At 58.8% G+C, this 19,705-nt stretch carries 20 protein-coding genes and 1 pseudogene; 15 read left to right on the forward strand and 6 right to left on the reverse strand.

The features are described 5' to 3' along the window. The first annotated feature begins 6 nt into the window (after positions 1–6). A complete protein-coding gene (locus QRN85_RS09015) occupies positions 7–1,365 on the forward strand; it encodes a chloride channel protein (protein WP_062586755.1) in 1,359 nt (452 codons plus the stop codon). Here QRN85_RS09015 and QRN85_RS09020 read toward each other — a convergent pair. Then, a pseudogene (locus QRN85_RS09020) lies at positions 1,350–2,105 on the reverse strand (DUF3750 domain-containing protein). The gene QRN85_RS09015 and the pseudogene QRN85_RS09020 overlap by 16 nt on opposite strands. A gap of 75 nt (positions 2,106–2,180) precedes the next feature. Between QRN85_RS09020 and QRN85_RS09025 the strand changes: the two are divergent. Continuing rightward, positions 2,181–3,182: an asparaginase gene (locus QRN85_RS09025; RefSeq protein ID WP_284757556.1), complete on the forward strand. Its 1,002-nt coding sequence runs from the start codon at positions 2,181–2,183 to the stop codon at positions 3,180–3,182. Here the strand turns inward: QRN85_RS09025 and QRN85_RS09030 are convergent, their stop codons facing one another. Beyond that, a complete protein-coding gene (locus tag QRN85_RS09030; protein WP_113219050.1) occupies positions 3,183–3,842 on the reverse strand; it encodes a glutathione S-transferase family protein in 660 nt (219 codons plus the stop codon). A 328-nt stretch (positions 3,843–4,170) separates the two neighbouring features. Here QRN85_RS09030 and QRN85_RS09035 point away from each other — a divergent pair, with 328 nt between their 5' ends. Next, positions 4,171–5,631, forward strand: coding sequence for a sensor domain-containing protein (locus QRN85_RS09035; RefSeq protein WP_062586758.1), 1,461 nt, complete (start codon positions 4,171–4,173; stop codon positions 5,629–5,631). Positions 5,632–5,807: 176 nt separating this feature from the next. Next, the gene (locus QRN85_RS09040) at positions 5,808–6,005 is read left to right on the forward strand and encodes a hypothetical protein (RefSeq protein WP_284757558.1); all 198 of its coding nucleotides are present in this window, start codon (positions 5,808–5,810) and stop codon (positions 6,003–6,005) included. Between the two features lie 31 nt (positions 6,006–6,036). Here QRN85_RS09040 and QRN85_RS09045 read toward each other — a convergent pair whose 3' ends face one another. Next, positions 6,037–6,528 carry a MarR family winged helix-turn-helix transcriptional regulator gene (locus QRN85_RS09045; protein ID WP_284758816.1) on the reverse strand — a complete coding sequence of 164 codons (492 nt, stop codon included), beginning with the start codon at positions 6,526–6,528 and terminating at the stop codon, positions 6,037–6,039. A gap of 165 nt (positions 6,529–6,693) precedes the next feature. Between QRN85_RS09045 and QRN85_RS09050 the strand changes: the two genes are divergently transcribed. The 6 genes from QRN85_RS09050 (at position 6,694) to QRN85_RS09075 (ending at position 13,879) form a co-directional block, all read left to right on the forward strand. Continuing rightward, positions 6,694–8,220, forward strand: coding sequence for an MDR family MFS transporter (locus tag QRN85_RS09050; RefSeq protein ID WP_284757559.1), 1,527 nt, complete (start codon positions 6,694–6,696; stop codon positions 8,218–8,220). An 81-nt stretch (positions 8,221–8,301) separates the two neighbouring features. Next, positions 8,302–9,312, forward strand: a complete 1,011-nt coding sequence (locus QRN85_RS09055; protein ID WP_284757560.1) for a ligase-associated DNA damage response exonuclease — start codon at positions 8,302–8,304, stop codon at positions 9,310–9,312. A 4-nt stretch (positions 9,313–9,316) separates the two neighbouring features. Continuing rightward, on the forward strand, positions 9,317–10,942 hold the full coding sequence (locus QRN85_RS09060; protein WP_284757561.1) for a cisplatin damage response ATP-dependent DNA ligase: 1,626 nt from the start codon (positions 9,317–9,319) through the stop codon (positions 10,940–10,942). A gap of 89 nt (positions 10,943–11,031) precedes the next feature. Beyond that, a complete protein-coding gene (locus QRN85_RS09065; protein ID WP_284757562.1) occupies positions 11,032–11,970 on the forward strand; it encodes an alpha/beta hydrolase family protein in 939 nt (312 codons plus the stop codon). Positions 11,971–12,058: 88 nt separating this feature from the next. Further along, a complete protein-coding gene (locus QRN85_RS09070) occupies positions 12,059–12,952 on the forward strand; it encodes a L,D-transpeptidase (RefSeq protein WP_062586765.1) in 894 nt (297 codons plus the stop codon). Between the two features lie 189 nt (positions 12,953–13,141). Further along, positions 13,142–13,879 carry a L,D-transpeptidase gene (locus QRN85_RS09075; RefSeq protein WP_112963924.1) on the forward strand — a complete coding sequence of 246 codons (738 nt, stop codon included), beginning with the start codon at positions 13,142–13,144 and terminating at the stop codon, positions 13,877–13,879. Between the two features lie 132 nt (positions 13,880–14,011). On the opposite strand, the gene QRN85_RS09080 is transcribed toward QRN85_RS09075, so the two are convergent. Next, on the reverse strand, positions 14,012–14,458 hold the full coding sequence (locus QRN85_RS09080) for a MarR family winged helix-turn-helix transcriptional regulator (RefSeq protein ID WP_062587224.1): 447 nt from the start codon (positions 14,456–14,458) through the stop codon (positions 14,012–14,014). A 196-nt stretch (positions 14,459–14,654) separates the two neighbouring features. On the opposite strand from QRN85_RS09080, the gene QRN85_RS09085 reads away from it, so the two are divergent. From QRN85_RS09085 to QRN85_RS09095, 3 genes are all read left to right on the forward strand, one after another. Next, complete coding sequence (locus QRN85_RS09085; protein ID WP_062586766.1) at positions 14,655–15,077, forward strand: organic hydroperoxide resistance protein; 423 nt, start codon at positions 14,655–14,657, stop codon at positions 15,075–15,077. A gap of 103 nt (positions 15,078–15,180) precedes the next feature. Further along, on the forward strand, positions 15,181–15,564 hold the full coding sequence (locus tag QRN85_RS09090; protein ID WP_284757567.1) for an MbcA/ParS/Xre antitoxin family protein: 384 nt from the start codon (positions 15,181–15,183) through the stop codon (positions 15,562–15,564). Then, the gene (locus tag QRN85_RS09095; RefSeq protein WP_284757569.1) at positions 15,524–16,294 is read left to right on the forward strand and encodes an RES family NAD+ phosphorylase; all 771 of its coding nucleotides are present in this window, start codon (positions 15,524–15,526) and stop codon (positions 16,292–16,294) included. Before QRN85_RS09090 ends, QRN85_RS09095 begins: the two co-directional genes overlap by 41 nt. Here the strand turns inward: QRN85_RS09095 and QRN85_RS09100 are convergent. Then, complete coding sequence (locus tag QRN85_RS09100) at positions 16,291–16,737, reverse strand: MarR family winged helix-turn-helix transcriptional regulator (RefSeq protein WP_284757571.1); 447 nt, start codon at positions 16,735–16,737, stop codon at positions 16,291–16,293. The two genes, QRN85_RS09095 and QRN85_RS09100, sit on opposite strands and share 4 nt — an antisense overlap. Before the next feature lie 124 nt (positions 16,738–16,861). Between QRN85_RS09100 and QRN85_RS09105 the strand changes: the two genes are divergently transcribed. After that, positions 16,862–17,590 (forward strand): DUF899 domain-containing protein, encoded by a 729-nt coding sequence (locus QRN85_RS09105; protein WP_284757573.1) that lies wholly within the window; start codon positions 16,862–16,864, stop codon positions 17,588–17,590. A 22-nt stretch (positions 17,591–17,612) separates the two neighbouring features. After that, positions 17,613–18,101, forward strand: coding sequence for a DUF1579 domain-containing protein (locus tag QRN85_RS09110; RefSeq protein WP_062586771.1), 489 nt, complete (start codon positions 17,613–17,615; stop codon positions 18,099–18,101). Between the two features lie 5 nt (positions 18,102–18,106). Here QRN85_RS09110 and QRN85_RS09115 read toward each other — a convergent pair whose 3' ends face one another. Then, complete coding sequence (locus QRN85_RS09115; protein WP_112963918.1) at positions 18,107–19,672, reverse strand: helicase HerA-like C-terminal domain-containing protein; 1,566 nt, start codon at positions 19,670–19,672, stop codon at positions 18,107–18,109. Between the last annotated feature and the right edge of the window lie 33 nt (positions 19,673–19,705).

Raw genomic sequence — 19,705 nt, forward strand, 5'->3', positions numbered from 1 at the left:
GCTGCCATGCCCGCCAGATATAGAAAAATGAAGATGTTGCGCCGTACCCGTGTGGTGTGGGGTAACTGGCAGGTCTGGAAGCCGCGTGCGATTTTCTGGACCGGTGCGCTTGCCGTCGGTGTGATCAGTGTCGCCTTTGCGAAAATGGCGGACTGGGCGCAGCATCTGTTCTTCTCGGTAACATCGTCGGGTACATGGGCCTTTCTGCTGCCGCTTCTCATCACGCCGATTGGCTTTGCCCTCTGCGCCTGGCTGTCCATCAAGGTCTTCCCCAATTCCGGCGGCAGCGGCATTCCGCAGGCCATCGCGGCGCGACATTTCCACGAGGATGAGGATCGCTCCCGCCTGCTGTCGCTGAAACTGGCCTTCGGCAAGATTATCCTGACGATTGCAGGGCTTCTGTCCGGGGCATCGATCGGGCGTGAGGGGCCGACCGTGCAGGTGGGGGCCTCCATCATGCTGCAGGCAGCAAGGCTTGGCGGCATGGCGCAGGCCAGAGGACTTATTCTGGCGGGCTCCGCCGCCGGCATCGCTGCCGCTTTCAACACGCCGCTCGCAGGCATTGTCTTCGCCATCGAGGAAATGGGCCGTACCTATGAAGCGCGGTCCAACGGGCTCGTGCTCACGGCGGTCATTCTCTCTGGTCTGGCGTCGCTTGGCCTTGTCGGCACCTATACCTATTTCGGAACGAGCAGCGTCTCGGCCCAGACCGTAGCCGACTGGGGGCTGGTGCTGGTCTGCGGGATCGGAGGCGGATTGTTCGGTGCCGTTTTTAGCGCCTTCGCACTCAAGGCTTCGCAGCGCATTCGCCGCTGGAGCCATAGCGTGCCTCTCAAGCGTATGCTGATCGTCGCCGCTCTCTGCGGACTGGCCTCAGCCATGATTGGTGTTGCCACCGGTGGCGCGACCTTCGGCACCGGTTACGAACAGGCGCGTTCCGCTATCGAGGGTCATGCTGCCCCAAGCTTCTTCTTTCTCGAAAAGCTGGCGGCCACTTTCCTGTCGATGATGTCAGGGATTCCAGGCGGCATATTTGCGCCTTCCCTGTCTGTCGGGGCGGGCTTCGGCAGCACCGTGGCGTCGGTTCTGGGAACCAGCATAGGGCTTGGCGCCATACTGGGCATGGCGGGTTATTTCGCGGGCGTGGTTCAGGCGCCCATGACGGCCTTCGTCATCATTCTGGAGATGACGGGAAACCATGAGGCGCTGATCCCCATCATGGCCGCATCGATGCTTGGCTATCTCACATCGCGCATGGTTTCAGCAGAGCCGCTCTATCACGGCCTGTCGCGCGTCTTCATCGCGCAGGGCATCCGGGCAAAGCGGGCCAATCGCAGCGGCGAGGAACGTCACACGCCCAGCTGATACCCGGTGCCGAAATAGCCAAGGCCGGGGATCTTTATCCCGGGATTGACCACGTCGAACCCCGCGACAAGCCCTAGAAAATTCAGCTCAAAACCGCTGCGCACGCCTGCAGAAACACCCAGCAGGCCGCCAAGCGAAAGGCTGATGTCCTTCCAGTCATCGGCGACATGGATAAACGCGCCATTGGGAAGATAATCGCGACCGACAGCATCGGGCGGCAGGACGACGCCCAATTCCGGCACGCTGCGCAGCACATGAGCAACGAAGGTGTTCGAGTTCGGGCCGGGATAGATGTGGTAGCCACCCGGTTTCCCATAGGGATAGTCTTCAATCGCTTTTTCGATTTTCGGTATCAGCCTTGCTGCCTCCTCGCCATGCAGTTCCAGCACGCGTCTTGGCATGTTGGAATACTAATAGGCGTCCGGCGGATAGGCGTTGCGGCGAATGGGCGTGCCCCAGCCAACCTTGTCATATCGTTCGTAACGCGCAGCACCCTCCCGCTTCGTGACGATCCAGGCATGGCTTGCAATTGAGCCCTTGAGCCCGCCGGTCATGGCCGAATAGACATAAATGGCAGCGGGGTTGTCGGCTTTGGCTTCCGGCAGAATGCCCGCCGAGGACCAGCGCGCATTACGGTAGCCTGTCGGGTGTTCCTTCATCGCCCATAAACCGGCTGACGCCAGCGCGGGCAGAAGATAAATGAGGAAAACGGCAACGACGAAACGTTTGGCGAATTTCAATTGGGCGATCTCGTGCATCGTGGAGACAATTGCTCTAAACAATGAAGCCAAATCCGTATTTTTTGAGGCCAGACCATGCACAACCCCGTTACCGTCGAAGTCACCCGCGGCAATATTGTCGAAAGCCGCCATCGGGGCATGGCGGTGGTTGTGGATGGCGATGGTTCAGTGCTGCTGTCGGCAGGGGATGTGGATGTGGCCGTGTTCCCGCGTTCTGCCTGCAAGGCAATGCAGGCGCTGCCACTGATCGAAAGCGGCGCTGCCGATGCCTATGGGTTCGGCAATCGCGAGCTTGCCCTTGCCTGTTCCTCGCATTCCGGCGAAGACGCCCATGTGGAACTTGCCGCCGCCATGCTCGCCAAGGCGGGACGCGATGTCGACAGTCTGGAATGCGGCGCGCACTGGTCTTCGGATCAGAAAACCATCATTCATCAGGCCCGGACCCTGGAAAAGCCGACGGCACTGCATAACAACTGCTCGGGCAAGCACTCCGGTTTCGTCTGCACTTGCTGCCATACCGGTACCGATCCGCAGGGATATGTGGGCTATGACCATCCTCTCCAGCAGGAAATTCGTGCGACCATGCAAAGCCTGACGGGCGAAGCCATTGGCCACGACAATTGCGGCATCGATGGATGCTCCATTCCCAATTATGCCATTCCGCTGAAAAGCCTCGCGCACGGCTTTGCCAGAATGGCGACAGGGCAAGGGCTGGAAGCGGCCCGTGCGCAGGCATCCCGTCGTTTGATGGAGGCCTGCATGGCAGAACCCTTCTATGTGGCTGGAACTGGCCGCACCTGCACGAGGCTGATGGAAATCGATCCCGGCCGAATCTTTGCCAAGACGGGGGCGGAAGGCGTCTTCGTCGCGGCGCTTCCGCAACAGGGGTTGGCCATGGCGGTGAAATGCGAAGACGGCACCACGCGTGCCGCCGAAGCCATGATTGCAGCGCTGCTTGCGCGCTACATGGAAAAGGACAGCGCCGCGCAGAACAGGATGATGGGCATGGCAAACCGTTCCATGAAGAACTGGAACGGCATCACCATTGGCGAAATCCGGGTTACCTCGGCGCTCTGATCACGCCGCTTCGCTGTCGCGGGCGCTCCACATCGCCTTGAAGGCGGCGCGGCTCTGGCACCGGTCCAGCCAGGACTTGACGGCCGGGTTTGCCTCAAACAACGGCGTGTGCGCCTGCGCATAGCGCACGACCTCGGCAACATTGATATCGGCAACGCTGAAGCGGTTTCCGACGAGATATTCATTTTCGGAAAGATGCTGTTCCAGAACCTTGAAAGGACGGCGCAGAAGGCGCGCGGCCACTTCTATGACGGCCTGGCCCGCATCTGTATTGGCAAGCCCCTCCGACACGGTGGACGAAATCTTCAGCGCATTGGTTTCGATTTCCGTTGCGGCGAAGAAGGACCACTGCATCATTTGCGCGTCTTCGGCCAGATCGGCGGGTGCAACGGCGGTGCCGTGCTTGCGGGCAAGATAGAGGTTGATCGCCATGGATTCGTAAAGAACCATGCCGTCATCCTCTATGCAGGGAATGGTGCCCATGGGGTTGATTGCCAGAAAGGATGGCGTCAGCGTGTTCATCGGAGCGTTGGCTGCCAGTGGATCTTCCACCCGTCTGGCCTGAATGACAGGCACCAGTTTGAAATTCAGCCCCAACTCGCCCGCCAGCCACAAGGTGCGCGTGGCGCGAGACCGGTAGACACCGTAAATTGTCAGCATTTGAAACCCCCTTCGATCGCTGCGGCCAAGCTATTGCCGGTAGCGCCAAAACGGAAGCGGGATTGTTCTTCCTATACACGTTTTTTCTAAATCTAGCTCACAGCTTTCGATTGCATTTAAGTCGAATCATAGCTATCTGCGACTATATTGCAGCATAATAGTTCAATTCCAAATATACTTTCCGCTAGGGTCAGTTTAAGATCTACTTTAATAAGGCATAAGTAATTCTATGCCAATATCGCTGGCGCAGCACTGTTTGCTAGGGCATGGTGGCGATCGTGGGGCAATAATGACCGGCGAAGGTGGAACAGTTAAGGATCCTTGCGCAATGCGTGAAGAAAATAGCGCTCGCTTGCTTGACGTGCAGGCACTGGCTGCAAATCTTCTTGAGCCTGGGATAGCCGATCCTCGGCTCGCTTACCTGCTCGACAACATTCCCGAAATTGTATTCCTCAAGGATATGGATGGTTACTTCACCTACCTGAATGCCGCTGCACTCGCGGGCCTCGACCATGTCCCCTTCAAGAAGGGAAGATTGACAATATTCGACATGGTTCCGCCGGATGCCGCGCGGGCCATAGACGCCATGGAACGCCGTATCATGGAGACCGGCGAAAGCGTTTATGACGCAGAGGAGCGCATCTGCAAGGATGGGAATATCCGCTGGTTTTCAGCCAGTCGCATTCCCATTCGCGACGCGCAGGGAAACATCATCGGCCTGGCCGGTATCTCGCGCGATATCACCGCCGCCAAATGGCAGGAAACATTGCGCCGCAGCCACGCCTCGCTGCTGGAGATGATTGTCCACGGTCAGCCCTTGCCGACAATTCTTGAGGGTGCGGTCAATACTGTCGAAAACATTCTGGATAATCTGCGCGGTTCCGTTCTGCTGGTCGAGCAGGGACGCCTGCGAAACGGCGCAGCGCCATCGCTGCCTGCGGCCTATACGGCACTCATCGATGGCATTGAGATAGGACCCGAGGTGGGCTCTTGCGGCACGGCAGCCTGGCATAGAGAGCCCGTCTATGTCAGCGATACCTATCAGGACAGGCTCTGGAAAAACTATGTGGACACCGCAATGCTTCACGGTCTGCGCTCCTGTTGGTCCACGCCCATCTTTGGAAATGGCGGAGTGCTTCTCGGCACGTTTGCGCTCTATTCCGGCACTGTCAGGATGCCGACCCAGATAGAGAAAGAAATCATCGAGATGGCGACGAATATCGCCGGGATCGCGATTGACCGACGCCGCGCTGAAGACCGTGTGCATTTCCTCGCGCATCACGATCCTCTGACGGGGCTTTCCAACCGTAACCTGTTCTGGAGCCAGTTTCATCGGGCCATCCACGAAGCCAGACGTGAAGACCGGCTGGTTGCGGTCAGCTATATCGATCTCGATAACTTCAAGGAAATCAACGATCTGCACGGACATGCGGTCGGAGACCTCGTATTGCGCACTCTTGCAGAGCGGATCACCAGTTGCATTCGCGCCTCCGATATTGCCGTCAGGCTTGGCGGTGATGAGTTTGCCATCATCTTCAGCAACCCGAGGCATGATGAAATCGGGATATTGAACAGGTTGGAGAGCATCCGCAAACGCGCGGCAGAGCCCATTCCAATCGAAAACGGATCGGTCAGCGTCACCTGTTCGTCCGGCACGGCGTTTTACCCCGGCGATGGAGACACGCCGGAGGCTTTGCTCGCAAAGGCGGATGCGGCCATGTATCAGGCCAAGAAGCAGGGCAGGAACGGTGTGCGCTTCTTCGACCAGACCTTCGGATCGGGCATCTGACGCCTGCGGCAGTTTGCCTCAAAGCGTATGAATTCTGGCATAAGCTATTGTCATAATTGATTATTATGCAAGTCGAACAAGGCGCAGAACGCCATTCGACTACCCGCGTTTGATCTCGCGCAATTTCAGCAATCGAGCATATCGTACTCTGCCATCGACAAAAGATGGAGATTCCGATGAGAGATTCGCAGACAGTTTTCGATAGCATGATGACACCCGTCTATGCGGGCGCTGCAATCGCGCTGCTCCTGTCTGTCCGGCAGGTTGATGCATGGCAGAAAGCGCGCCGCTACCACCAGACGCAGGCTGCTTTGCGCAAGGACGGCCCGGTCAAAACGGCGGCTCCAGCCGGCGTGAAAGCCGCGCTGCCCTGAACGCCCTTCGGCCGTCAACTGAATTTGAGGACTAGCTGCGGGGAGGGCAGACCCTTGTCTCGCCCGTTAGACTGACGGCATCCGGCATCAGGCGCTTTTCGAACCGACCGATGAAGCGATCGAACAATCTGGCAAAGGCTTCCACATCGTCGGCGGGCCAGTCGCTGACGACATCATTGATGATGCTGATCTTTGCGCTGTGCATCTCCGCCAGAATGCTGCTGCCGAGGGGGGTGATCCCGATCACGCTGCGGCGTCCGTCCTCCTGACAGACATCACGTTTGAGCAGACCCCGGCCTACCATTTCCGCGACGACGCGACTGCCGCGCGACGGATCGAGCCGCATTGCTTCGGCAATCGAACCGACGGTCGATGGCATGTCTGCGCGGCGAACGATATCGAGCACATCGATATGGGAAAGCTCCAGCCCCGGTGCCAGCTTGGCAATGGCCATGCGGCCGATCACCCGCCGCCCGATCATCAGGCGCATACGTGTCATCGTATTGCTGATATCCAGCACCATGTCGGGATCAGCCTTTCCCAAATTCTGCGCCGCTGCTGCGTGCTCGTTCATATCCCTGCAATCCCCGAACAACTCTTCCGTAACTATAGCACATATACGATAATGTGCCATTGACATATATGTGCTAAAGTCACATAAATTGCACATCAAGCGTGAGACCCTCCCATGGATATGTCTGTTACGCCTGTGGCGCCTCTTGTTCCGGACCGCCGTCGCAGGCTCGTTGTTTTCTTCTTTCTGATGTTTGCCATGTTCATGGCGACGCTCGACAACCAGATCGTATCGACGGCACTGCCGACGATTGTCGGGGAATTTGGCGCGCTGGAGCGGTTTGGCTGGATTGGCTCGGCCTATCTTCTGGCCATGAGCGCGGTCATGCCCGTCTATGGCAAACTGGGAGACCTCTTTGGACGCAAATATGTGATGATGGCCTCCATCGTCATCTTCACGGCGGGTTCGCTGGCCTGCGGGCTTGCATGGTCCATGGACTCGCTGATTGCGGCCCGCGTGCTGCAAGGTCTCGGCGGCGGCGGCATCATGGTGTCCATATTCTCCGTCAATGCGGATCTGTTCGAGCCCCGCGAAAGAGCCCGGTATCAGAGCTATTCCAGCCTTGTCATCATGGCGTCCGGCAGCGTCGGTCCCATTCTGGGCGGCACCATGAGCGACCTGTTCGGATGGCGCTCCATCTTCCTCATCAACCTGCCCATCGGCATCATCGTGCTGACTGGACTGGCCTTCATGCTTCCCTATCGCAGGCCGGACCGGCAGCCGAAGATCGACTATCTCGGTGCCATTCTTCTTGCGCTAACCATTTCCAGCGTCGTCCTCTGGGCCGACAGCTCACAGCTTTTCGGCTCCATCTTCGCGTGGCAGAGCCTTGGCATTGTCGCCTTCGGCGCCGTGACCGCCTATCTCTGGGTACAGGTGGAGCGCCGCGCGCCTGAACCTGTCGTGCCTTTGCGGTTGTTCAAGGACAGCACATTCCCGCTGTTCATGATCATTTCGCTGGTCAGCGGCGGTCTGGGCATCGGCATGGTCAACTACTATGCGCTGTTCCTGCAAACGACCACCGGCCTGTCGCCGTCGTCTGCTGGCCTGTTCTTCATCGCCGTGGCTGGCGGCATCGTCATGGGGTCTTTGACCGCAGGGCGGCTGATTTCGAAAACCGGCAGCTACAAGATATTCTCCATCATCAGCCTGTCGATTGCTGTCGTGGCCATGCTGTGCCTGTCGCAGGCCCACGCCGGCACACCGCTTTTCGTCATCGCCATCATTCTGTTTGCGCAGGGTCTGGGCGTTGGCCTCGGCCAACAGGCGCCCATCATCGGGGTCCAGAATTCGGCCCCCCGCACGGATGTGGGTGCCGCAAGCGGAGCGGTCTCCCTGACCCGCATGGGCGGAGCGGCCATCACCATCTCCATCTATGGCGCAATCATCTCCGCCAATCTGAAGGGGGCGGGTGGCGACATTCCCGGCGTCGGCAAGATACAGGAACTGACGCCAAAGATGCTGGCAGAACTGCCGGCGGCTTCGCAGGCTGCGGTGGCAAATCTTTACGCCGGTGCGTTCACGCCGTTGTTTCTCGCCGCCGCTGCCACAGCCGTTATCGGTCTGATTGCTGCGCTGTCCCTGAAAAATGTCCGGCTGCCAGCCGCAGTGGTTGAAAAACAGACGGCTGCGGTAGAGTAGGGTTCATCGAAAACATGGCGGGTGAGGAACGGGTTGCCAATGTGAGCGTTTCTTCCATCCACGCCGTCATCGAATGAGCCCATGAAGCCAGACAAATTGCTCTACCCCACGCCAAAGGGGCTTTATTGCCCGGTAGGCGACTTTTACGTGGATCCAGTTCGCCCGGTTCCGCGCGCCTTGATCACGCATGGTCACTCCGACCATGCCCGCGCCGGGCACGAGAAGGTGCTGGCGACGCGCCAGACGCTCGACATCATGCGTATCCGCTACGGCGAGGATTTCACATCGAGCGAGCAGGCGGTAGGCTTTGGCGAGACGATTGAGGTAAACGGCGTAAAAGTTGGCTTCCACCCGGCCGGGCATGTCCTTGGTTCGGCCCAGATTTCCATCGAACACGCTGGCACGCGCATCGTTGCGTCAGGCGATTACAAGCGTGGTGTCGACCCCACCTGCGCACCCTTCGAGCCGGTCAAATGCGATGTCTTCATCACCGAGGCGACCTTCGGTCTGCCGGTCTTTCACCATCCCAAACCCGCCCGCGAGATTGCCAAGCTGCTGACATCCATTCGGCAGTTTCCCGAAAGAACCCATCTGGTCGGGGCATATTCTCTCGGCAAGGCGCAGCGGGTGCTGCGCCTCCTGCGCGACAATGGTTATCGCGAGCCCGTCTATATTCATGGCGCGCTGGCACGGCTGTGCGACTACTATATTTCGCAGGGTATAGACCTGGGAGAGCTCAAGCCAGCCACGCTTGAAAAGAGCAATCCAGCCCAGTTCAAGGGTGCAATCGTCGTTGGGCCTCCATCCGCCTTTCAGGAAAAATGGGCCCGTCGCTTCAACGAACCGCTGATTTCCTTCGCGTCAGGTTGGATGATGGTGCGCCAGCGCGCAAAGCAGGGTGGCGTGGAATTGCCTCTTGTCATCTCCGATCACTGCGACTGGCCGGAACTGCTGGAAACCATCAAGGAAGTCGCGCCGTCACAGGTCTGGGTCACGCATGGGCGCGAGGAGGCGCTGGTGCGCTGGTGCGAGTTGCAGGGCATTCCGGCAAGGCCGCTGCATCTTGTCGGCTACGAGGATGAGGGGGATTGATGGCATGAAGTCTTTTGCAAACCTCCTCGACCGTCTTGTGCTGACCCCGTCGCGCAATGGCAAGCTGAAGCTGCTGACAGATTATTTCCGCGATGCGCCCGACCCCGACAGGGGATATGGGCTGGCCGCTATCGCGGGTACGCTCAACCTCAAGAGCATCAAGCCCGCCATGCTGCGCGAGCTGGTTCTTGAGCGAATGGACGATGTGCTGTTTCGCTATTCCTATGACTATGTGGGCGACCTTGCCGAGACCATCTCGCTTGTCTGGGACACCAGCCAGAATGCGGATGTTCCGCAAGCCGATGATCCCGGTCTTGGCGAAGTCATTGCCATGATGAATTCGCTGGGCCGCACTGAAGTCCGCTCGGCTGTGCGCGATCTCCTGGACAGGCTCGACACATCGTCTCGCTTTGCTTTCCTAAAGCTCGTCACCGGCGGCCTGCGCATCGGCGTCTCGGCGCGGCTTGCGCGGCAGGCCCTGGCTGATTTCGGCGAGCGCGATATCACGGAAATCGAAACCCTGTGGCATGGTCTTGAACCGCCTTATGAGCCGCTCTTTGCCTGGCTTGAGGGCAAGGCAGAGCGCCCGATTCTGGCTACTCCCGCGATCTTTCATTCCGTCATGCTGTCAACGCCCGTCGGCGACAACGATCTGCAAAACCTCCTCCCGGAGAATTTTGTCGCGGAGTGGAAGTGGGACGGTATTCGCGTTCAGCTTTCCCGCTCGGGCGATACGAAAAAGCTATACTCCCGCTCCGGCGACGACATTTCGGGGGCTTTCCCGGACATTCTCGAAACGGTCAATTTCGAGGGCGTGATGGATGGCGAGTTGCTGATTGGCGGTACCGCACGCTCCAACAACGCCACGCGCACCTTCTCCGATCTCCAGCAGCGCCTTAACCGCAAGACTGTGACGGGCAAGATACTGGAGGAATACCCCGCCTTCATTCGCGCCTATGATCTTCTGTTCGATGGGGAAGAGGATATTCGCGGCGAGACTTTCCTTCAGCGGCGTGAAAAGCTGCAGGGGCTCATCGACGGTGCACCGCAGGATCGTTTCGACCTGTCTCCGCTCGTGCCATTCACGAGTTGGGACGAATTGGAGATGCTGCGTAAAGCACCGCCCGATCCTGTCATTGAAGGCGTCATGATCAAGCGCAAGGACAGCATCTATCAGGCCGGGCGCGCCAAAGGTCCGTGGTTCAAGTGGAAGCGCGACCCGTTCAACATCGATGCGGTGATGATGTACGCGCAGCGCGGGCATGGCAAACGCTCCAGCTATTATTCGGATTTCACCTTCGGCGTCTGGTCGGAAAACGAGGATGGCGAGCAGCTTGTGCCCGTGGGCAAAGCCTATTTCGGTTTCACGGACGCGGAACTCGAGGTGCTGGACAAGTTTGTGCGTGATAACACCGTCGAACGTTTCGGTCCGGTCCGCGCAGTTCGCGCAACGCCGGAATTCGGCTTCGTTCTGGAGGTGGCGTTCGAAGGGATCAACCGCTCCAATCGCCATAAATCCGGTGTCGCCATGCGGTTTCCACGCATTGCCAGATTGCGCGCCGACAAGCTTCCGTCAGAGGCAGACCGCCTGTCGACACTCGTCGCCATGATCGATGAAAAGGCCGAGTGATGAATTTACCCTTTCGAAACATTAACTAGACAATCGCGAAACGGAGTGATGAAATTGCACTGTGCGCAACGCTGTTTGGGTCATCGCATATGAAAGATCGATCACCGCCATCTGCCATGGGCAGTTCCCTATCGCGACGCTCCATCCTTGCGGGTGCCGCAGGTTTGACCGCAGCGGCATGTCTCCCCAGAATTGCCGGTGCCAGCCTTGTGATGCCCGATGTCATGCCGTTCGAGCATGATGACTACGCACACGCCAGAAAGCGCTTCCACACCCATCTCGTCAAAAAGATCTCGGCTCCGGAAAAATCGTCACCGCTTGGCACACCCGAGGGTGGACGTCGTGTGACCTATCCCGGCGGCCCGAACGGCTCCATCGAGCTTGTTGCCTGGCTTTCCGACTACACGCCCGCGACCAAGCTGAAACCGGCAGTCCTGTTTCTCCATGGCGGTAACGCCACCGGGGAGGGGCACTGGGCGCTGATGAGGCCCTATTGGGAGGCGGGATATGTCGTCCTTTTGCCCACCTTCCGCGGTGAAAACGGTCAGCAGGGTAATTATTCCGGCTTTTATGACGAAACATCCGATGCGCTTGCCGCAGCGACCTATCTCGAAAACCTGCCGGGAGTGGACAAGGACCGCATCTATCTCGCCGGCCACTCCAATGGCGGCACCCTGTCGCTGCTCGCATCCATGGTGCGGCAGTTCCGCGCCTCGGTTCCGATTTCAGCCGGTGTCAATTCCTGGCGCTATTTCAATCGTTATTCCGATGAGCTGTGTTTCGACGAGAGCAACCCGCAGGAATTCATCATGCGCTCGTCGGTCTGCTTCGGGCCAAGCCTGAAATGCCCGACTCTGCTGTTGCGTGGAACGGAAGAGCGCCCCTTTGATGCCGATCATAAATTGCTGATGGAGCGCGCCCGTTCCGCCGGAATGCGGATCGACAACATGCTGCTGCAGGGCACGCATAATGGCGTGGTGCCGGGTGCGGTGGCGGAAAGCATACGCTTCTTCAGTCAGTTTGGCTGAAGAAGCGCCAAACTGACCGTTTCTCCAGCTTCGCGCCAGCCGGGCAGGGCATGGTCATCGCAACGATGACTCCCTTTGAAGCGGTTCAATGACAGTTCTATCCCTGAAACACTGCCGTCGCCTTCTGTCTCTCGCGGTGCTTTCCCTTTTGCCGGGCCTGAGCGGGTGCCTGTTCATAACCGATACGAGCCGTATGAACCCGGATGTGTTCGTGCAGGAAACGGCACCCGTCTTCAATTACAACAATGTCGGCTCGATCCCGCGTCCGCCGCTTCCGCCCACGCCGGGCTCGATCAACAGCCGCCCGCCGGATCTTTTCCGGTCGCAATTCCAGCAGCAATATGGTCCGCCATCCACAACGCGGCCTTCCGGTTCGGGCCAATCGCCAGCCTACAGCACGCAGGTGCTGGGATACGGCCTGCCGGTGAGCAACCCGCTGCATCGTGTCATGTACGACCAGATCAGCGATGATGGCCATACGCTTCCCGCCATCCCTTACTCTCGCGTCGATCCGCGCTTTTTGCGGCAGGATGTTGATTATCAGACCGCCGAGGCACCGGGAACGATCGTCGTCGATACCAAGCAGCATTTCCTTTATCTCGTTCAGCCCGGTGGAAAGGCTGTTCGCTATGGCGTGGGTCTTGGCCGGGAAGGCTATGCCTGGGCCGGACGTGGCAAGATTCAGTGGAAGGCCAAATGGCCGCGCTGGACGCCGCCCGATGAAATGGTCCAGCGACAACCGGAGCTGGCGTCGATTTCTTCCGCCAATGGCGGCATGGTTCCCGGTCTCAACAATCCGCTCGGTGCCCGGGCGCTTTACATTTTCAAGGATGGCAAGGACACGCTTTACCGCGTCCACGGCACGCCCGATTGGCAATCGGTCGGCAAGGCCACGTCATCGGGATGCGTGCGAATGCTCAATCAGGATGTCATCGATCTCTATGACCGCGTGCCGCAGGGTGCGCCGATTGTGGTTATCTGATCACGCACTGAAATAAAGCGGGCCAAAAGTGCCATTGTTGCGCAACAGCAACTGTCCCTTAGCTATCTGTTAACTGCTATACCAATAGCTGATCTGCTGTGGAACAAACGACGTACAGCGAGATTGAAGGATGGTTCTGCAACCCCGCGTACATCCGCCTAGTCGCTTCGATGTGAGAAAAACGGCCTTATGATGAGCACCGACACAAATATTTCCAGACGTAGACTTCTTTCCCTTCTCGGCCTTTCCTCTGCATCGCTTCTGACGGGCTGCGCTTCCTACAGCGCTCGGCCTTTCAACAGCGTTCAGCCGGGAACCCTTGCGAGCAATTTCGCGGGCGATATGCGCTCGATGTTTGCCGGTGGCATTTCCGATGACGAACTTGCCGTCATGTATGGCACGGTTGAAGATGGCGGCTACGTCATTCCCGCCGTTCCCTACCAGAAGATCGACCGCCGCTACTATCGCCAGCGCGTTGTCGACCCGACAGGCGAACCTGCCGGAACCATCGTCGTGGATACGCGCTCGCGCTTCCTCTATGTCGTAGAGGCTGGCGGTTCCGCCATGCGCTACGGTGTCGGCATCGGCCGCGAAGGCTTCGCATGGTCTGGCGAGGGCGTCATCCAGTGGCGTCAGAAATGGCCGAAATGGACCCCGCCGGATGAAATGGTCGCCCGCCAGCCTGAACTGGTCAAGTTCTCCTCGAAGAATGGCGGCATGCCACCGGGCCTCAAAAACCCGCTCGGCGCGCGCGCGCTTTACATCTTCCAGAACGGCAAGGACACACTCTATCGCCTGCACGGCTCGCCAGAATGGAACTCCATCGGCAAGGCCGTCTCGTCAGGCTGCGTCCGCCTGATGAACCAGGACATCATCGACCTCTACGACCGCGTGCCGAACAAGGCCCGGGTTGTGGTGTGGCAGTAAAAATTGAGTGAGGGCAGCTTGGGCTGCCCTCACTTCGTTTGGCAGGAGGTGTCTGCGTTATGTCGGACATTTTCAGTGATGCCGAATGAGCTGCGTCTTCTTAAGACAAGACTTCACGAGCGGCCCCCCCCGTCATTCCTTCACCAAGTTCTCCTTCAACGCATTCAGCCTGTCTCGCAGCTGCCCCAGCTCCTCCAGGCTGCACCCGGTTGCTTGCCCGATGGAGCGCATCACGTTTGTGGCTTTTTGTTTCATACCGGCGCCCTCCTGCGTAAGGGCTATCAGAACCTGACGCTCATCAACGGTGCCGCGCTTGCGGGTGATCAGGCCTGCCTGTTCAAGCCGCTTGAGGAGCGGGGAGAGGGTGCCTGAATCCAGCCCCAGCATTTCGCCGAGCGTTTTGACGGTTGCCGTTTCCTTCTCCCAAAGGGCCATCATGACGAGATATTGCGGATATGTCAGGCCCAGTGGCTCTAGCAGCGGTTTATAGGCGCGGTTGAAGGCATGTGCTGCGCCGTATAGCGCGAAGCATATTTGCAGGTCGAGCCTCAGCAGGCCGTCCATCGTTCCGTCGTCCATCATGTGAGCTCCAAAATGCTGCTGGAGAGGGAACAATTTATCCTGTCACTCGGTTCCTGCACTATGCAAAAGGCGACGCAATCTCCTCAACACATATTGCAGAAACGGGAAAATTTCTCAATGTGCAAAATTATATTGCGCACAATTTAATTGTGGGCTATATGATCGATAACATCAACCAAAGGAAGTGATCGACATGGCAATTCTCTACACAACACAGGCATCCGCAACGGGCGGCCGTGCAGGCAACGCCAAGTCCGCAGACGGCAATCTGGATGTCACCTTGACGGTTCCGAAGGAACTGGGTGGCGACGGTGCAACCGGCACAAACCCGGAGCAGCTTTTCGCAGCCGGATATTCCGCCTGCTTCCTCGGCGCGCTGAAGAACGTCGCTGGCAAGGAAAAGGTGAAGATCCCCGAGGACACGACAGTAACCGCAACCGTTGGCATTGGCCCGCGTGATGATGGCACCGGCTTCGGCATCGAAGTGTCCCTGAAGGTCAACATTCCCGGTCTCGACAAGGAAACCGCGGAAGGTCTTGTCCAGAAGGCACATATCGTTTGCCCATACTCCCACGCCATGCGCACCTCGACCGAGGTTCCGGTTTCTCTGGCGTAATCTGGTTTTCCCAAGACATGACGCATCAAGGGCTGGCTCATCGCCAGCCCTTCTTGTTTTCAGAAAGAAATCTGCTATATTCTTTCCAAGGAAAGGATATGCCATGAATATCCGCGTGAAAGCAGAGGCAGCGCCCGCAGAGCAGGGCAGGGTTGTGACGAAGGCCGTCATTGCCGCAGCTGATCGGTTGGGCCTCAGCGCCGCCCGCGTCGCAGACATTCTGGGCGTCTCGGCACCAACTGTTTCCCGCATGAAGAAGCTCGATTTCGTTCTCGATCCAGCCAGCAAATCATTTGAGCTTGCGGTGCTGCTCATCCGCATCTTTCGCTCCCTGGATGCTGTTGTCGGCGGGGACGAAGCCGTTGCGCGCGGCTGGCTGAAAAACCACAATACCGCTCTGGCCGCTGCGCCAGCCGAAAAACTCACAACCATTACCGGATTGCTCGATGTCCTTGCATACCTGGACGCCCGACGCGCTCCGCTCTGAAAGACGGGAAATTTCCGGACGCTGGTGGCGGCTGGTGGAGGCGCAGCACCGTGTTTCGACCATGAAGCTTGTCGATACGGTCGAGGAACAGTCCCTGCTTGAGGATCTGCTGGAAAACAGCAAAAGGCGCTTTCCGCCTGAATGTGATGGCCTCGATTACCTTCTCGCCACGCCCTTCCGTTACGATGCCGCCTATCCGCACGGATCGCGTTTTCGCAGGGCGGGTTTTACCAAGGGCGTTTATTACGCGTCTGCGGCGGTTGAAACGGCGCTGGCTGAAATGGCCTTTTACCGGCTGCTCTTTTATGCGGAGTCGCCGTCAACGCCGCTACCTGCCAATGCGGCGGAATACACTGCCTTTTCGGCCGCCATCGACACGCCGTCCGCGCTGGATCTCACGCAGCCACCTCTTTCACGCGACAAGACCATCTGGACGGACCCGACGAATTATGAACCCTGCCAGGGCCTGGCTGACTGCTCGCGCGAGGCGGATGTTGATGCCATCCTCTACCAGTCTGTCCGTGATCCGAAAGAAGGGCTGAACATCGCCCTACTGACGCCGCTTGGCTTTTCCCGCAAGCAGCCGGTAGAGCGCACCAGTTGGCGCATCCGGCTTGCAAATTCCGGTGTTCAGGCGCTCTGCGAATTTCCAATGCGCAGGATTGGGTTTGCGCTTGAGGATTTTGCCGGAGACCCGCGTATTGCCCAACTCGGCGAGGGCAGCCGCTAGCCGAGATCGATCAGGTCTTGCCTGAGGCGATCGGCATCGCCGCTTGCAATTTGCGCTTCCACTTCCACATGGGTCTGCGTCCAGATCGGGAGTGCGCGGACAAGCACAGCCAGGCCTTCTTCCGTCAATCGAAGTCGTTTGCCGCGCTTGTCCTTCGGGTCTGGCTCTACCGATACCAGCCCACGCTTTTGCAGCGGCTTCAGCGCCGCTGTCAGGGTTGTTCGATCCATGGCCAGAAGCTGCGCCACCGGCCCCATCGGCGGCGGTTCAGGCCGGTTCAGAGACATCAGAAGCGAAAATTGACCATTGGTCAGTCCCGCCGGTTTCAATGCCGCGTCGAAGCGGCGGGCAAGCGCGCGTGCGGCACGTTGCGCGTGAAGGCAGAGACAGGTGTCTCGCACAAAAAGCGTTGTCGAAAAAGGAATCACCGGCATATTTGACATAGGTAATATATGTTGATATCAACGTAATTAGTCAAGCAAAATCGCACGAGTCGCCGCAGAGCGGGGGTGGTCGTGATGGTTTGGCGTCAGGCAGGCAGATGGACGATCGAAGGAGGATAAGGTCATGCCGAATGCTGTTGTTTCAAGACAGGAGTGGCTGGAAGCCCGCAAGGCGCTTCTGGTCAAGGAGAAGGAACTGACGCGTGCCCGCGACAGGTTGAACGAGGCGCGCCGTGCGCTGCCCTGGGAGCCGGTGACGCGCGACTATGTTTTCGACACGGCCTCGGGCCCAAAGCCGCTGGGCGAACTCTTCGGACACTGCAGTCAATTGCTGGTCTACCACTTCATGCTGGCGCCGGATTGGGAAGAAGGCTGTGTGGGCTGTTCTTTCCTGGCGGATCATCTCGACGGCGCAGTCGTTCATCTCAAGGCAGGCGATGCGGCTTTTGTCGCCGTCTCCCGCGCTCCGCTGGAAAAGATAGAGGCTTACAAGGCGCGCATGGGCTGGAAGTTCCCCTGGGTCTCATCAAGTGGAAACGATTTCAGCTACGACTACCAAGTCTCGTTCCGCGATGAGGACGTAGCCTCCGGAACCATTACCTATAATTACCGGGATATACCCGCCATGGGCGAACTGAAAGATCTGCCCGGTGCCAGCGCCTTTGCGAAAGGTGAGGATGGCAGGATTTATCACACCTATTCCACCTACGCCCGCGGGGCGGAGCAGGTCATCTCAACCCTCATGCTGCTGGACCTCATGCCAAAGGGTCGCAACGAAGAGGGTACGATGAACTGGGTGCGCCGCCACGACCAGTACGAGGACGCACCGAAAGCATCCGGCTGCTGTCACTGAAGCGAGAGGGAGGAAACGGGAGATGGAAGACGCAAAGCCACAGGCAGAACACGCGTTTTTGCAAAGATTGGTCGGCGAGTGGCATATGGTTTCAGCCACCGGCTGTCAGGAATACGATCCCAACGATCCGCAAATGCGATTTACGGAAACGGTAAAGTCCATCGGTGGGCTGTGGATCGTCTCGGAGGGCAAAGGCAGGATGCCGGATGGCACGCCCACCACGATGGTCCTGACACTTGGCTTCGATCCGGCCAGCGGACATTACGTCGGATCCTGGATCGGTTCCATGATGACGACCTTCTGGACCTACAAGGGCTGGCTGGAGCCGGATGGCAAGACGCTGGTGCTGGAAGCGAAGGGCCCGAAATTCGACGGCAGCGGTGAGACGACGACCTATCGTGACGTCGTGACATTGCACGATGACGACAGTCGCACGTTCTCCGGCAGCGTGATCCAACCCGACGGCAGCTTCCAGCAATTCATGTCGTCTGATTTCCAGCGCACCCGTTAGGGACGTTACCGCCGCAAACTGCCCAGAATACCGCGCACCAGCGCCCGTCCGACAGAGCTTGCAACGGTACGAGCAGCGCTTTTCATGGCGGCCTCGATGACGGTTTCGCGCTGGTAACCGCTCGTCTTGCGGGTGCCGCCGCCTTTCTTCGTCTGCGCAGGCTCGTCGTCGCCGAAGCCGGGAAGGGTCCAGCGACCGGCTGCCGTATCCGGCTGCTGGCGCGCCTGTTCCTCTGCGGCTCGTTTCGCAGCTTCTGCCTCGGCCGCCTTGCGGGCGCGGGCCGCGAGCATCTCAAAGGCCGATTCTCGGTCGAGATCCTGGTCATAGACACCGGCAACAGGGCTCGTACTCATGATCGTGCGGCGTTCCTCGTCGCTGACAGGCCCGACCCGGCCGGATGGCGGACGCACCAGCGTGCGCTCGACGATGGAGGGGGCTCCCTTGTCGCCAAGCGTTGAAACCAGCGCTTCGCCCGTGCCCAGCGTGGTAATCGCATCTGCCGTGCTGAAGCCGGGGTTCTGCCGGAATGTTTCGGCTGCCGTCTTTACGGCCTTCTGTTCGCGCGGCGTGTAGGCGCGCAGCGCATGTTGCACCCGGTTGCCGAGCTGCGCCAGAACGGTTTCCGGCACATCGAGCGGGTTCTGGGTCACGAAATAGACACCGACGCCCTTGGAGCGGATGAGCCGCACTACCTGCTCCACGCGTTCCACCAGCACGCGGGGTGCGTCGTTGAACAGCAGATGGGCTTCATCGAAGAAGAAGACCAGCCTTGGCTTTTCAGGGTCTCCAACCTCAGGCAGTTCCTCGAACAGTTCCGAAAGCATCCATAACAGGAAGGTGCCGTAGAGGCGCGGGTTCATCATCAGCTTGTCGGCGGCAAGCACGGAGATCGTGCCGCGACCATCGGGTGTCACGCGCATGATGTCGGAAATCTTCAGTGCCGGTTCGCCAAAGAAATGCTCGGCACCCTGCTGCTCCAGAACCAGCAACCCGCGCTGCAGCGAGCCGACAGATGCCTTGGAAATCAGGCCGAACTGGTTGGAAAGTTCGGATGCGTGTTCGCCCATGTAGTTGAGGAGAGCCTGCAGGTCTTTCAGATCCAGCAGCGGCAAGCCGCCCTGATCGGCAATCTTGAAGGCAATGTTAAGCACGCCTTCCTGCGCTTCCGAGGCATCCATGAGGCGTGCCAAGAGAAGCGGTCCCATTTCTGCGATAGTGGCTCGAACGCGGTGGCCTTTTTCGCCGTAAAGATCCCAGAAGATAACCGGAAACTGCTCGAAGGACAGGTCGGAAAAGCCGATCTGCTCGGCGCGTTTCATCACCCAGTCTTTCGCCTCGCCCTTTGCGGCAATGCCGGACAGATCGCCCTTTATATCGGCGCAGAGAACGGGAACGCCCGCGCGCGCAAAACCTTCCGCCATGACCTGCAGGGAAACCGTTTTGCCGGTGCCCGTCGCGCCGGTAATCAGGCCGTGGCGATTGCCGAATTTCAGGTCCAGATATTCACCCTTGTTGAGCGTGTCGTCAGGATTGCGGCTCGTGCCGATGTAAAGCTTTCCGTCCTGCAGCATCTGGCAATCCCTCCGGTGACGCGGGCGTGTTGC

This window comes from Agrobacterium sp. fls2-241-TYG-188a (assembly GCF_030209845.1).

Excerpts from the sequence above, each read along its gene's own strand:
- QRN85_RS09065 (WP_284757562.1), top strand. The coding sequence starts at position 11,032 with ATGAAAGATCGATCACCGCCATCTGCCATGGGCAGTTCCCTATCGCGA.
- QRN85_RS09105 (WP_284757573.1), top strand. The coding sequence starts at position 16,862 with ATGCCGAATGCTGTTGTTTCAAGACAGGAGTGGCTGGAAGCCCGCAAG.
- QRN85_RS09110 (WP_062586771.1), top strand. The coding sequence starts at position 17,613 with ATGGAAGACGCAAAGCCACAGGCAGAACACGCGTTTTTGCAAAGATTG.
- QRN85_RS09050 (WP_284757559.1), top strand. The coding sequence starts at position 6,694 with ATGGATATGTCTGTTACGCCTGTGGCGCCTCTTGTTCCGGACCGCCGT.
- QRN85_RS09095 (WP_284757569.1), top strand. The coding sequence starts at position 15,524 with ATGTCCTTGCATACCTGGACGCCCGACGCGCTCCGCTCTGAAAGACGG.
- QRN85_RS09080 (WP_062587224.1), bottom strand. The coding sequence starts at position 14,458 with ATGGACGACGGAACGATGGACGGCCTGCTGAGGCTCGACCTGCAAATA.
- QRN85_RS09035 (WP_062586758.1), top strand. The coding sequence starts at position 4,171 with ATGCGTGAAGAAAATAGCGCTCGCTTGCTTGACGTGCAGGCACTGGCT.
- QRN85_RS09040 (WP_284757558.1), top strand. The coding sequence starts at position 5,808 with ATGAGAGATTCGCAGACAGTTTTCGATAGCATGATGACACCCGTCTAT.
- QRN85_RS09070 (WP_062586765.1), top strand. The coding sequence starts at position 12,059 with ATGACAGTTCTATCCCTGAAACACTGCCGTCGCCTTCTGTCTCTCGCG.
- QRN85_RS09090 (WP_284757567.1), top strand. The coding sequence starts at position 15,181 with ATGAATATCCGCGTGAAAGCAGAGGCAGCGCCCGCAGAGCAGGGCAGG.
- QRN85_RS09045 (WP_284758816.1), bottom strand. The coding sequence starts at position 6,528 with ATGGTGCTGGATATCAGCAATACGATGACACGTATGCGCCTGATGATC.
- QRN85_RS09015 (WP_062586755.1), top strand. The coding sequence starts at position 7 with ATGCCCGCCAGATATAGAAAAATGAAGATGTTGCGCCGTACCCGTGTG.
- QRN85_RS09100 (WP_284757571.1), bottom strand. The coding sequence starts at position 16,737 with ATGTCAAATATGCCGGTGATTCCTTTTTCGACAACGCTTTTTGTGCGA.
- QRN85_RS09060 (WP_284757561.1), top strand. The coding sequence starts at position 9,317 with ATGAAGTCTTTTGCAAACCTCCTCGACCGTCTTGTGCTGACCCCGTCG.
- QRN85_RS09115 (WP_112963918.1), bottom strand. The coding sequence starts at position 19,672 with ATGCTGCAGGACGGAAAGCTTTACATCGGCACGAGCCGCAATCCTGAC.
- QRN85_RS09075 (WP_112963924.1), top strand. The coding sequence starts at position 13,142 with ATGATGAGCACCGACACAAATATTTCCAGACGTAGACTTCTTTCCCTT.
- QRN85_RS09025 (WP_284757556.1), top strand. The coding sequence starts at position 2,181 with ATGCACAACCCCGTTACCGTCGAAGTCACCCGCGGCAATATTGTCGAA.
- QRN85_RS09030 (WP_113219050.1), bottom strand. The coding sequence starts at position 3,842 with ATGCTGACAATTTACGGTGTCTACCGGTCTCGCGCCACGCGCACCTTG.
- QRN85_RS09055 (WP_284757560.1), top strand. The coding sequence starts at position 8,302 with ATGAAGCCAGACAAATTGCTCTACCCCACGCCAAAGGGGCTTTATTGC.
- QRN85_RS09085 (WP_062586766.1), top strand. The coding sequence starts at position 14,655 with ATGGCAATTCTCTACACAACACAGGCATCCGCAACGGGCGGCCGTGCA.